This is a genomic window from Mycobacterium neumannii (assembly GCF_048452905.1).
In the GTDB taxonomy this organism is placed as follows: domain Bacteria; phylum Actinomycetota; class Actinomycetes; order Mycobacteriales; family Mycobacteriaceae; genus Mycobacterium; species Mycobacterium neumannii_B.
Window position 1 is genome coordinate 635,142 of the sequence record NZ_JBCGVF010000001.1, and the last position, 12,153, is coordinate 647,294.

At 67.6% G+C, this 12,153-nt stretch carries 15 protein-coding genes; 10 read left to right on the forward strand and 5 right to left on the reverse strand.

Annotated features, from left to right (window positions below; genetic code table 11):
• Window positions 1-160: 160 nt before the first annotated feature.
• Window positions 161-559: a helix-turn-helix domain-containing protein gene (locus AAHH99_RS03090; protein ID WP_064348517.1), complete on the forward strand. Its 399-nt coding sequence runs from the start codon at window positions 161-163 to the stop codon at window positions 557-559.
• 51 nt (window positions 560-610) lie between these two features.
• On the opposite strand, the gene AAHH99_RS03095 is transcribed toward AAHH99_RS03090, so the two are convergent.
• Both AAHH99_RS03095 and AAHH99_RS03100 read right to left on the reverse strand, forming a co-directional pair.
• On the reverse strand, window positions 611-1,774 hold the full coding sequence (locus AAHH99_RS03095; protein ID WP_418767343.1) for a hypothetical protein: 1,164 nt from the start codon (window positions 1,772-1,774) through the stop codon (window positions 611-613).
• On the reverse strand, window positions 1,771-2,262 hold the full coding sequence (locus AAHH99_RS03100; protein ID WP_064418186.1) for an ImmA/IrrE family metallo-endopeptidase: 492 nt from the start codon (window positions 2,260-2,262) through the stop codon (window positions 1,771-1,773). The genes AAHH99_RS03095 and AAHH99_RS03100 overlap by 4 nt, the downstream gene beginning before the upstream one ends.
• A 250-nt stretch (window positions 2,263-2,512) precedes the next feature.
• Here AAHH99_RS03100 and AAHH99_RS03105 point away from each other — a divergent pair, with 250 nt between their 5' ends.
• From AAHH99_RS03105 to rraA, 7 genes are all read left to right on the forward strand, one after another.
• Window positions 2,513-3,169 carry a DUF6474 family protein gene (locus tag AAHH99_RS03105; RefSeq protein ID WP_094295033.1) on the forward strand — a complete coding sequence of 219 codons (657 nt, stop codon included), beginning with the start codon at window positions 2,513-2,515 and terminating at the stop codon, window positions 3,167-3,169.
• A 43-nt stretch (window positions 3,170-3,212) separates the two neighbouring features.
• Complete coding sequence (locus AAHH99_RS03110) at window positions 3,213-3,692, forward strand: hypothetical protein (RefSeq protein WP_418767344.1); 480 nt, start codon at window positions 3,213-3,215, stop codon at window positions 3,690-3,692.
• Window positions 3,693-3,726: 34 nt separating this feature from the next.
• Entirely contained in the window at window positions 3,727-4,272 is a 546-nt protein-coding gene (locus tag AAHH99_RS03115) for a copper resistance CopC family protein (protein ID WP_418767345.1), read from the forward strand.
• The gene (locus AAHH99_RS03120) at window positions 4,269-5,192 is read left to right on the forward strand and encodes a CopD family protein (protein WP_418767346.1); all 924 of its coding nucleotides are present in this window, start codon (window positions 4,269-4,271) and stop codon (window positions 5,190-5,192) included. Before AAHH99_RS03115 ends, AAHH99_RS03120 begins: the two co-directional genes overlap by 4 nt.
• Window positions 5,193-5,282: 90 nt before the next feature.
• On the forward strand, window positions 5,283-5,801 hold the full coding sequence (locus AAHH99_RS03125) for a hypothetical protein (protein WP_418767347.1): 519 nt from the start codon (window positions 5,283-5,285) through the stop codon (window positions 5,799-5,801).
• 47 nt (window positions 5,802-5,848) lie between these two features.
• Window positions 5,849-6,598, forward strand: a complete 750-nt coding sequence (locus AAHH99_RS03130) for a MerR family transcriptional regulator (RefSeq protein ID WP_418767348.1) — start codon at window positions 5,849-5,851, stop codon at window positions 6,596-6,598.
• On the forward strand, window positions 6,595-7,074 hold the full coding sequence (rraA, locus tag AAHH99_RS03135; protein ID WP_418767349.1) for a ribonuclease E activity regulator RraA: 480 nt from the start codon (window positions 6,595-6,597) through the stop codon (window positions 7,072-7,074). The genes AAHH99_RS03130 and rraA overlap by 4 nt, the downstream gene beginning before the upstream one ends.
• A 12-nt stretch (window positions 7,075-7,086) precedes the next feature.
• On the opposite strand, the gene AAHH99_RS03140 is transcribed toward rraA, so the two are convergent.
• The gene (locus AAHH99_RS03140) at window positions 7,087-8,562 is read right to left on the reverse strand and encodes a flavin-containing monooxygenase (RefSeq protein WP_418767350.1); all 1,476 of its coding nucleotides are present in this window, start codon (window positions 8,560-8,562) and stop codon (window positions 7,087-7,089) included.
• A gap of 79 nt (window positions 8,563-8,641) precedes the next feature.
• Between AAHH99_RS03140 and AAHH99_RS03145 the strand changes: the two genes are divergently transcribed.
• Both AAHH99_RS03145 and dinB read left to right on the forward strand, forming a co-directional pair.
• Complete coding sequence (locus AAHH99_RS03145) at window positions 8,642-9,289, forward strand: TetR/AcrR family transcriptional regulator (protein ID WP_418767351.1); 648 nt, start codon at window positions 8,642-8,644, stop codon at window positions 9,287-9,289.
• Window positions 9,290-9,309: 20 nt separating this feature from the next.
• Window positions 9,310-10,551, forward strand: coding sequence for a DNA polymerase IV (gene dinB / locus AAHH99_RS03150; protein ID WP_418767352.1), 1,242 nt, complete (start codon window positions 9,310-9,312; stop codon window positions 10,549-10,551).
• Here the strand turns inward: dinB and AAHH99_RS03155 are convergent.
• Complete coding sequence (locus AAHH99_RS03155; RefSeq protein WP_418767353.1) at window positions 10,540-11,052, reverse strand: hypothetical protein; 513 nt, start codon at window positions 11,050-11,052, stop codon at window positions 10,540-10,542. The two genes, dinB and AAHH99_RS03155, sit on opposite strands and share 12 nt — an antisense overlap.
• 44 nt (window positions 11,053-11,096) lie before the next feature.
• Window positions 11,097-12,101: a PHP domain-containing protein gene (locus AAHH99_RS03160; protein ID WP_418767354.1), complete on the reverse strand. Its 1,005-nt coding sequence runs from the start codon at window positions 12,099-12,101 to the stop codon at window positions 11,097-11,099.
• Window positions 12,102-12,153: the final 52 nt, after the last annotated feature.

Below are 12,153 nucleotides of genomic sequence, written 5' to 3' on the forward strand. Positions count from 1 at the left end.
TGCGGAATGCGTCGCAGCCGGCACAGTAGCGGGCGTCGAGCGCGGGGGCGGATCAACTTTTCCCGGGTTTGCACTTGGTTGTGGCCACAACACTCGCTACGATGATCAGCAAATACGCCGCTTGTACACCGCTCGTCCAATCCATGTGGAGGTCATATCGATGAGCACGACGTTCGCCGCTCGCCTGAACCGGCTGTTTGACACGGTCTACCCGCCGGGACGCGGCCCGCACACCTCCGCCGAGGTGATCGCGGCACTGAAGGCCGAGGGCGTCACCATGTCCGCTCCGTACCTCTCGCAGCTGCGCTCGGGCAACCGCACCAACCCCTCTGCCACCACCATGGCCGCTCTTGCCAACTTCTTCCGGATCAAGCCGGCCTACTTCACCGACGACGAGTACTACGAGAAGCTCGACAAGGAGCTGACCTGGCTCGCCAGCATGCGCGACGAGGGCGTCCGCCGTATTGCCGCACGCACCGTCGGCTTGTCGCCGGAGGCCCAGCAGGACATCGTCCAAAAGGTCGATGAGCTGCGTCGCCGGGAGCATCTCGACGATTAGCCCGGTGCGGCCCACCGTCCCATAGCTGGCGAAGTGGGGTCGCGCTACCAGCTACGCTGCTTGATCCGTCGCGCCATTGCGACGGGTCAGTGCTCTGTACTGCTCGGCGATCTCCAGAATCCATTCGCGGTCTGAATACTCGCTGGGTTGGTTCAGCCATCCCAGTCCGGGAAAATCGACGCGCTTGTCCTCCGAAGCGCTCTCGGTCCCGGAGTAGATCCACTCGGCGATCGCCCGGGCCTGTTCCTGCGGCGGAACCGGCGGGGATTCCAGGGCTGTCTCGTCTGGGTCGGCGTCATCACCGGACACCGCGCCGCGCGGGTCGACCCGGAGTTTGCGCCGGTGTTCGGCGGCCGTGGCCTCCAGGTAGAGCGCGTCGGAGATCAGCGACATCCGTTCTGCGACCCGGAAGACGAGCGGTCCGCGCGGCCGCACACCGATACCGATATCAGGGTGCCTGCGGCCCAGCTCGGTGAGGATCGGCTGGATCGCCCGCAGTTCGCGCTTGGCGCCGAACCAGTCCTCGATGCTGGGCAGTAGCGATCCCGCGGCGACAACCAGCATCGCGCAGCCCAGCAGCGTCGCCGCGGCGCCGACGCCGACTGGTCCGTCGCTGTCGAGGGCACGTAGGAAGAAGAAGGCCGACGCCACCACGATCAGCACGATGCCGATCGTGAACACGAACAGCGCGCGCCCCCGGCGGCTGCGGTTGGAATAACGCAGCCCCGCCCACGAGACCAGCGACAACGCCAGCAACACATAGAGCAGCGGCAGCAACCACGGCAGCGTGTTCCCACCGCCGCTGAGGTTGCGCTGCAGATACTCCTGGGGCGACATCTCGGGCTGACGGCCCGCTGAGAAGAAGGCCACCGCGGTCACCACGGCGATCACCGCCGCGACGCCGTACTGCGCGAAGGCGATCTTGCGGATGGTTGCCGGTTTGCGCACCGACGACACGGTCGTGATCATCACGCAACTGCCCGCGGCACACGCGACGAGCGCCACCTGCGACAGTCCCAGCGAGATGTTGGGCCAGCGCAACACCCGGTCGATGAGCAGCGTCAGGGGCTGCCAGTTCAATGCGGCGATCAACGCCAGGCTCGCCAGCGCGACGATCATCGCGGTGCTCACCAGGCTCTGCTTATTGACCAGCGCCCATCCGATGCGTAGTCCGGTGGCCAGCCCGAGCAGACCGGCGATCACCCAGACGATCAACCAAACGCCTCTCCGAGCCGCACCTGGACGATCGACGAACGGTCCGACGGAAGCCTGCCCAGCCGGTACAGCAGCAGGGCCGCGAAATCCTCCGCCTCCTGCTCGGCCTCCTCACCGGCCGGACCCATACAACCGGTCCGCTGGTTGAGCATGTAGCTGATCAGATCGGAGCTGGCGAACTCCGTGCTCTCTTCGGCGGCCTGCGCGACGGGAATACCGTCGTGGCCCAAGACCAGGTGTCCCAGCTCGTGGGCCAGGGTGCGGTCCCACGCGGGCAGGCCCTTCTGGATCAGGAACACGTCGTGGTCGTTGTACTGGCGCCACTGCCCGCAGACACCGGGCGGCAGCTCGGCCATCTTGAGCTCGATGGGTCGTTTGCGGTCTTCGCTGACGGCCTCGACGAGCCGTGTCAGTGACACCTCCCCCTGCCGCGGCGCCAGTTCGAGCACGGCCCCAACCGCGCGGGTGACACGGCGGTTAGCTGGCATGGATCCCCCTTCCGACCAGTTCACTATGCGCTGTCCGCCCTCTTGACGGGCGGCTTCAGTCAGTTCGCGAACGTTGCGGTCCGTATAAGCATGCCCTCAATAGGCCATGTAGCCAAGACGGATCCGGCGCCCTCTCGCAGGCGCCGAGCCGCCCGCAGACCGAACGCTGTGAACGATAGGGTTGTGCTGCACCGACAACCTGCACAGCCATGACGTCAGCAATCGAGAAAACCACCGGGAGGCAGCCGGGATGAGCCCGTTCAAGCGACGCAAAACCCGTGCCACCCGCAGGGCCGAGGCCCGCGCGATCAAGGCGAAGGCGAAATTGGAGGCCAAGCTGGCCGCCAAGAACGAAGCCCGTCGGATCAAGTCCGCCCACCGGGCCGAGGCCAGGGCGCTCAAGGCGCAGCTCAAGGCCCAGCGCGACAGTGACCGCGCAGCCCTGAAAGTGGCCGAGACGCAGCTGAAGGCCGCCCGCGAAGGCAAGCTGTTCGCCCCCGGCCGGATCCGTCGCGTGCTGACCGTCATTCGCCTGCTCGCGCCGATCGTGGTCCCCGTCGGCTACCGCGCCGCCATCGCCGCGCGTGGCTATGCCGACCAACGCCGGGCGGACCGGCTTGGTGTTCCGCTCAGCCAGGTCGGCCAGTTCAACGGCCACGGCGCCCAGTTGTCGGCCCGCATCTCCGGTGCCGAGCAGTCGTTGCGGCTCGTCTCCGAGAAGAAGCCGAAGGACGCCGAGACCAAACAGTTCGTGGGGGCGATCACCGAGCGGCTCGGGGACCTGTCCGCCGCGATCGCCGCCGCCGAGCACATGCCGCCGTCGCGGCGCCGGTCTGCGCACGCCGCCATCGAACGGCAACTCGACGGAATCGACGCCGACCTGATGGCTCGGCTCGGCGTGAGTTGAGCTGACAGTGTCGCCGTCCGGCTTGGCAGCCCGCCTTCGCGGCGTGGCTTCGGGGCTGCTGACGGCGACGCTTGCCGTGGCCGCGCACGGTTACGGCGGTGCCGAGCCGCCCAACGGTGCCGCGATCGTGGCGCTGCTCATCGTCGCCGCGACCGTCGGCACGTTGACCACCACCCTTTCCGCCGCTTCGACAACATCTGTCCTGCTGGCGATTCTGGCTTGCGGTCAGATCGCCGGCCATATCGTGCTGGGCGCATCCGGGCATATCCACGCGCCGCTGACCGCGACGATGGCCGCCGCCCATGCGGTGGCGGTTGGCGTGGGGACGGTGCTGATCGCGGCGGGTGGTCGGTTGTGCCGCGCCGTGACGCGCGTGGTGCGCGTCGCAGTGCGCGTGGTGCGCTCGCCGCTCGCACCGCAGGGTCGTCCCATCGTCCGGCGAGCCGAACAACCGCTTCGTGCTGCGCTGCTTCTCGCCGCCTCGATGTCTCATCGCGGGCCGCCGGTCAGTCCCGCGCGCTGATCGACATACCCACGGCTCGAGAAAGACACATTTGATGAGAACCATCACCAGGGCGCCCCGTCGCGCCCTCACCACCGTCGCCGCCGGTGCGGCCCTGCTCCTCTGGCTGACGATCGGGACGCTGGCCACCGCAGGCACCGCGTCCGCGCATGCGACCCGCATCGCGTCGGACCCTGCGGAGAACGGCCGGCTCACCGACGCGCCTGAGACGGTGTCCGCCACGTTCAGCGAGGCACTGCAGCCGCAGTTCGCGGCAATGACCGTCGTCGGCCCCGACGGCAACCTGTGGTCGACCGGCGAACCCCAGGTCCAGGGCGCCGTCCTCAGCGTCGGTGTGCGTCCACTCGGACCGTCCGGGCGTTACACCGTCAACTACCGGGCGACGTCGGCGGACGGGCACGTGGTCAACGGGTCCTGGTCGTTCGAGCTGAGCGTGCCGGGAACCGGGACACCGGGCCCGTCGGCGGCCGCACCGGCCCAGGCCCCGGCCGATGACGGCATCCCGGTGTGGCCGTTCTTCGCGGGAGCGGTCGTCATCATCGCCGCGGGCGCGGTGTGGGCGGTGCGGCGCCGCGCGTGACCCGTCGACGCACTGTGGTCGTCGGGCTGGTGTTCGCGGCCGCCGCGACAGGCTTGACATGGGGGCTGGCCTACCCGCAGGGGTCGCTCGGTGCGACCGCAGTGCGGGTGGCGGCCGACTGCGCAGGTGTCCTCACGCTGGGCTTGGCGGTGGTGCCGGTCCTCGACGGTGAGCGGCACCGCGGCGAGTTGTTGGCCCGCTCGACGCGACCGCTGGCAGTCGCCTCGGTGCTCTGGCTGCTCGCCGAGTTGACCCGGATGATCGTCGCAGCCGCACAGACCGCCTCGCTACCGGTGTTCCGCCTCGGCATGCAGACCACAGCCGACTTCGCCACGACCACCGCGGCGGGTCGGGCGGGCATGCTGGCGGTCGCCGCCGCGGCCGCCATAGCCGTTGCGGCGCTCGTCGCACCGCGGACGGCGTCGTGGAATGTCGCCGTGCTCGGCGCCGCCGCGGTCGGAGTCGTCGCCCGCCAACTGACCGGGCACTTCGCAAACAGCCCGCTGGGTGGTGTGGCGGTGGCCGCGCACAGCCTTGCCGCCGCGTTGTGGGTCGGGGCGCTGGCGGCGCTGGTGCTGACCGTCGACCACCGCGGTCAGTGGGCCCGGATGCTGCCGCGCTTCTCTGCACTGTCGCTGGTCTGCGTGGTGGTGCTGCTGGTCGGCGGTGTCGCCGGGGCCGCGCTCCGGTTGGGCGCACCGGCCGAGTTGTACGCGACCGGTTACGGGCGGCTGGTGTCGGCCAAGATCGCGGTGACGGTCGTGCTCGTCGTCCTCGGCTGGCGAAACCGCACGATGTGGTTGCCCGCCGCGCGGTCGCATCGCGCCACGGCGGAGGTGTCCCGAACCCGGGCGCATGCCGAAACCGCGCTGATGCTCGTCGCGCTGGTCCTGGCCGCGGGTCTGGCCGTCACGGGTTAGTGCCATAGCCGACCTGGCATGATGGACCGATCGACTTCCGGCCGCTCGCTCGGCCGGCCTGGCGACGAGACACTGCAAAGGAGCAGCCCGATGGCAGACCAGCAGGGCCGACCCGACGAACAGCCGCACACCACGCCACCGGCGGAACAGTCGACCCCGCAGCCCGCTGCCGCGGAGTCAGCGAGCGTCTCGCCCGACCCGCTCATCCCCCCCGCCCCGGCGAAGAAGACGCCCGCCAAGAAAACTCCCGCCAAGAAGGCCGCCAAAAAGACTCCCGCGAAGAAGGCGGTGAAGAAGGCCGCACCGGCGAAGAAGTCGCCCGCCAAGAAAGCCCCCGCCAAGAAGGGTCCGGCGAAACAGGTGCCTGCGAAGAAAGTACCCGCGACTGAACCGGACGTCACCGGTAGTGACGTCGAGTCTGCAGCGAAAGTGACTGCTGCGCAGGCGAAGTCGACGGTCGCCGCCGCCAGCAATCCGGTGGCCGGGCCGCCACCGACGCCGTTGATCGGGCCCGAACCGTCGCGGCTGCCGGTTGCGGCGGCGATCGCTGCGGGCGTGCTGGCGATCATCGTCGTGCTGCTGATCCGCCGGGGAAACGACGAGGACTGACGAAAAACGCTTGACCCTCACGCTGCGTCAGGGTCGATAGTGGCGCTATGGACGCCATGACCGTCGGCGCGGTGGCCACCCTGACGGGTGTCTCGGTACGCACCCTGCACCATTACGACCACATCGGTCTGGTGGTGCCGAGTGTGCGCACCGAGGCCGGATACCGCGGCTACACCGACGCCGACATCGAACGGCTGCATGTGGTGCTGGTGTACCGGTCTGTCGACATGCCCCTCGAGGAGATCCGCGCCCTGCTGGAAGGGGACGGGGATGTGCTCGACCACCTCGAGCGCCAGCACCGGCTGCTGCTGGACCGTGGGGACCGGCTACAGCACACGATCAAGGCAGTGGAGGAACTGATGAGCTCACATCGCAGTGGCATACAACTGACCGCCGACGAGCAGGTCGAGATCTTCGGCAGCGCGGTGTTCGACGAGTACGCCGCCGAATCCGAGGAGCGGTGGAGTGGTACCGACGCGTGGAAGCAGTCACAGCAGCGCACCGCGCGAATGACCAAGCAGGACTGGATCGAGCTCAAGGCCGACAACGATGCGCTGTTGGCGGCGCTGGCCGATGCCCACCGCGACGGTGTCGTACCCGGCACACAGGGTGCGAACGAGCTGGCCGCGTGGCATCGCGCGAACATCGAGCGCTTCTACGACTGCGATCACGACATGCACGTGTCCCTGGCCGAGATGTATCTGGCCGACGAGCGGTTCACGCGCTACTACGACGACGTCGAGCCGGGGCTGGCGCAATTTGTGCACGACATCATCGTGGCTAACATCGACCGGTGAGCATCGAGCCCCGCCCCACCGCTGACCTCGTCGACGACATCGGCCCGGACGTACGCAGCTGCGATCTGCAGCTGCGCCATTTCGGCGGGCGCACGGAGTTCGCCGGGCCGATCGTCACGGTGAAGTGCTTCCAGGACAACGCGTTGCTGAAGTCCGTACTGTCCGAGCCGGGTGACGGCGCAGTGCTCGTGATCGACGGCGACGGGTCGCTGCACTCGGCGCTTGTCGGCGACGTCATCGCCGGGCTCGGTGTCGAAAACGGCTGGGCCGGTTTGATCATCAACGGCGCGGTGCGTGACTCCGCGATGTTGCGCACCCTCGACATCGGCATCAAGGCACTGGGGACCAACCCGCGCAAGAGCACGAAAACCGGTGCCGGAGAACGTGATGTCGCGGTCGAGTTCGGCGGTGTCGTGTTCCAGCCGGGCCACATCGCTTACAGCGACGACGACGGCATCGTCGTGGTCGCACGCTGACGCGAGCAGGACTTAGGCCGAAGCTTTCACCGAGGCACGGTGTTTGGTGAACTCCAGGGCCTCGTCGTCGACTTTGCCGCGACGAATCAGCCGCAGGTCGAGCAGATAGTTCTGCTTGAGCCGCCACGGCGGGACATGCCCGGCCTTCGGCAGGTAGTCGAGCGCGCGCAGGACGTAACCGGGGGTGAAATCCATCAGCGGGCGTTCGTCGACGCTGTTGCCGGGATGCATCGGTTCGAAGCGGTCGAATCCCTCGGCGTCCATGTAGTTCAGCACCCGGCAGAAGAACTCGGAGACCAGGTCGGCCTTGAGCGTCCATGACGCGTTCGTGTAGCCGATGGTGAACGCCATGTTCGGCATGTGGGTCAGCATCATGCCCTTGTAGGCCATGGTCTCGTTCAGCTCGATCGGCTCGCCGTTGCGCATGATCGCCGCGCCGCCGAACAGCTGCAGGTTCAAGCCGGTTGCGGTAATGATGATGTCGGCCTCGAGCTCCTCGCCGGAGGCGAGCTTGATGCCCGTCTTGGTGAACCGCTCGATGGTGTCGGTGACGACGTCGGCCTTGCCGTGGCGGATCGTCCGGAACAGATCGCCGTTGGGCGCCAGGCACAGCCGCTCGTCCCACGGGTTGTAGTGGGGCCCGAAGTGCTTCTGCACGTCGTAGCCCTCGGGCAGCCTGCGCTGCGCCATGGTCATCAGCTGCTTGCGCATGAAGTTCGGGAAGCGCCTGCTGATCTGGTACTGCGCGGACTGGAACAGGATGCTCTTCCAGCGGTTGAGCACATACGCGGGCTTCTCCGGCAGCGTCTTTTTCGTCCTAACCGCGAACGGATCGACGTCGGGCAGCGAACCGACATAGGTCGGTGAGCGCTGCAGCATCGTGACATGCCCGGCACCCGAGTTGGCCAGCGCCGGGATCAGGGTGACCGCGGTCGCGCCGCTGCCGATAACGACGACCTTCTTGCCCTGGTAGTCGAGGTCTTCGGGCCAGTGCTGCGGATGGATGACGGTGCCCTCGAAGTCGTCACGGCCGACGAACTCCGGCGTGTAACCCTCGTCGTAGTTGTAGTAGCCGCTCGCGGCGAACAGGAACGACGCAGTGATCTCGGCTTCCTCGCCGTCGCGCTCGACGCGCACGGTCCAGCGGTTGTTCTCGTCCGACCAGTCCGCGGACAGCACGCGATGCTGATAGCGGATGTGCTTGTCGATGCCGTACTCGGCCACGGTCTCCTGGAGGTAGGCCATGATCGACGGCCCATCGGCGATCGCCTTCTCAGACGTCCACGGCTTGAACCGGAAGCCGAGCGTGAACATGTCCGAGTCCGAGCGGATGCCGGGATATTTGAAAAGGTCCCAGGTACCGCCGAGGTTCTCCCGGCGCTCCAGGATCGCGTAGCTCTTATCGGGGCAGCGGTCCTGCAGATGCCAGGCGGCGCTGATGCCGGAGATACCGGCGCCCACGATGACGACGTCGAGGTGTTCGCTCATGGTACCGAAGCGTATCAACGCTATGTCGAGTTAGTCAACGGGATGTCGAGATACTCAACACCGTGTAAAGTCGATCGACGTGACCACCGTCAGCCAGTCCCGCGGACCACGGGGACGCCGTTCCGGCCGCCCCTCCGGCGACGACCGCGAACACGCGATTCTCTCGACACTCGAGACGCTGCTCGAGGGCCGCTCGCTGGCCGACATCTCGGTGGACGACCTGGCCAAAGGCGCAGGCATCTCCCGTCCCACGTTCTACTTCTATTTCCCGTCGAAGGACGCGGTGCTTCGTGCGCTCGTCGAGCAGGTCATCGTTGAGGCCGACGGCAATGCCGACGACGCGATGGGTGGTATGGATCCCGCGGTGGATCCCGCCGGAGTCTGGAAGGCCATCAACGCGCTGTTCAAAACGTTCGGTTCACACCGCGCCGTGACACTCGCGGGCGCCGCAGCCCGGCCCACCAACCCCGACGTCCGCGCGCTGTGGTCACGCTTCATGCAGAAGTGGATAGACCACACCACCGCGTCAATCGAGAGTGAACGCGCCCGGGGTGAGGCACCCGAGACGATCCCGGCGCAGGACCTCGCGACATCGCTCAACCTGATGAACGAGCGCACGATGCTCGCGGCCTTCGCATCCGAGCAGCCCGCGGTCAGCCCGGACCAACTCGTCGACACCCTCGCCCACATCTGGGTCAGCAGCATCTACGGCACCACTCGCCACTAGTCGGACATCGATGCGAACATATGTTCGTGTCCACTGGTCCCGGGGCCATCGCGGCGAGCATTCTGCACGCCGACCTCGATTCGTTCTATGCCTCGGTCGAACAGCGTGACGAGCCGTCGCTGCGTGGCCGGCCGGTCATCGTCGGGGCAGGTGTGGTGCTCGCCGCCAGCTACGAGGCCAAGGCGTACGGTGTGCGAACCGCGATGGGCGGACGCGAAGCCCGCCGCCTCTGTCCGCACGCGATCGTCGTGCCTCCGCGCATGCCGGCGTATTCGCAGGCCAGCCGCGACGTCTTCGAGGTGTTCCACGACACGACGCCGGTGGTCGAACCGCTGTCGGTCGATGAGGCGTTCCTCGATGTGTCAGGGCTGCGGCGGGTGTCGGGCACCCCGGTCGAGATCGCCGCCAGGCTGCGGGCACGGATCCGCGAAGAGGTCGGGCTACCCATCACCGTGGGGATCGCGCGCACCAAGTTCCTGGCCAAGGTCGCCAGCCAGGAGGCCAAACCCGACGGGCTGCTCCTCGTCCCGCCCGATTGTGAGCTGGCGTTTCTGCACCCGTTGCCGGTGCGCCGACTGTGGGGTGTCGGCGCCAAGACCGCCGAGAGGTTGCACACCTATGGAATCGAGACCGTGGCCGACGTCGCCGAGCTCAGCGAGTCCACTCTCGGATCCCTGGTCGGAGCGGCGATGGGCAGCCGGTTGTTCGCTCTGTCGCACAACATCGATCGCCGTCGAGTGGTCACCGGCGTGCGCCGACGCTCGGTCGGCGCGCAGCGCGCGTTGGGCCGGCGTGGCAACACGATGTCGGCGCAGGAGATCGACGCCGTCGTCGTCAACCTGATCGACCGCATCACCCGGCGGATGCGCAAGGCCGGCCGGACCGGTCGCACCGTGGTCCTGCGGCTGCGCTTCGACGACTTCGGCCGCGCCACCCGGTCGCACACGATGCCACGGGCGACCGCGTCGACCGAGGTGATCCTGTACGCCGCCCGAGGGCTCGTCGCCGCGGCGGCGCCGCTGATCGCCGAGCGCGGTCTGACCCTCGTCGGATTCGCCGTGTCCAACATCGATCGCGACGGCGCACAACAGCTCGAGCTGCCGTTCGAGGAGAGCCCCGACACGACCGCGGTCGACGAAGCCGTCGACCAAGTGCGTCAGCGGTACGGAAATTCGGCGGTGACCCGCGGTGTATCCCCTACTGACGTGTGGGCCCAGCTGGGCCGCGATCCCGGTCTCGAAATGCCCCAGCTACCCGACTGACCCGGGCTTGCCCTTGCGCGGCTGGGCCTTCTTGGCCGTCGTCTTCCTGGCCGCCCTGCCGGGCTTCGTCGGGGGGTTGGCGGCTTCGGTCTTCGCCGACTTCATCGGCGGGACAGCCTTTTTCGCCGGCGTCTTCTTGGCGGGAGTCTTGGTGGCGGCCTTCTTGGCGGCCGTCTTCTTTGCCGGAACCTTCTTCACCGGCGCCTTGGTCGCCGCCTTCTTGGCGGGCACCTTGGTCACCTTCTTGGCAGGCGCCTTGGCGAACTTCTTCGCGGGCGCCTTCTTGGCTGGCGCCTTTTTCACCGGCGCCTTCTTGGCCGGTGCCTTCTTCGGTGCAGCCGATGACGGTGGCGCCGACGGCGGTTGGATCTGCTCGGCCTGGTCCTCGGGCTCGCCGCTGACACGTCGCACGAAGCGCCCGGCCGTCTCGCCCGCAGCGGTCGCGAGCTCTGCGGCACGCGCGCCGAGCGCCGCGGCCGTCTCACCGATAATTTTTCTCACAGTGACCCTGTACCCCGTTCGGGGCAGTTAACCGCGGGCGATTCTCATGATCCCGCCCACGCCAGCAATTCCTCGGCGGGCCAGGTGTTGACGATGCGGTCGACCGGCACCTCGGCATCGAGCGCACGTTGCGCTCCGTAACCGAGGAACTCCAGCTGCCCGGGGGCATGCGAGTCGGTGTCGATCGAGAACAGGCACCCGATCTCCAGTGCGAGCTTGAGCAGCCGGGTCGGCGGGTCACGCCGCTCGGGTCGGGAGTTGATCTCGACGGCCGTTCCGTGGTCCCGACATGCCGTGAACACCTTCTCGGCGTCGAATTTCGATTCCGGCCGCATCCCACGTCCTCCGGTGACCAGGCGCCCGGTGCAGTGGCCCAGCACATCGGTGTGCGGGTTGGTGACCGCCTTGAGCATCCGGCGCGTCATCGACGGGGCGTCCATCGCCAGCTTCGAATGCACGCTGGCCACCACGATGTCGAGCCGTTCGAGCAGTTCGTCCTCCTGGTCGAGGGAGCCGTCCTCGAGGATGTCGACCTCGATACCGGTCAGAATCCGCAGCGGGGCGACCTTGTCGCGCAACTCGTCGATGACGTCGAGTTGTTGGCGCAACCGCTCGGGCGACAGGCCATTGGCGATCCGAAGCCGCGGCGAATGGTCGGTCAGCGCACAGTACTCATGGCCCAGATCCCTTGCCGCCGCCATCATTTCCTCGATAGGGGCCGACCCGTCCGACCAGTTCGAATGCACGTGCAGATCGCCGCGCAGCGCCGCGCGGATGTCACCGCCTCCGAGATCCTTTGCGTTTGACCGCAATTCGGACAGCAGCTCGGGTTCGCGACCGGCCCATGCCTGCGCGATGACCTTCGCGGTCTTGGGGCCGATGCCGGGCAGCGACTGCCAGCTGTTGGCGGTGCCGTGGCGGTCGCGTTCGGCCTCGGAGAGGGCTTCGACGACGTCGGCGGCGTTACGGTAGGCCATCACCCGGCGCGGGTCCTCGCGCGCACGGTCCTTGTAATAGGCGATCTGCCGCAGGGCGATGACGGGGTCCATCACCCCAGTGTGCCCGTTTTGCTACTTCGAACCGAAGCTCGATATAGTGGAT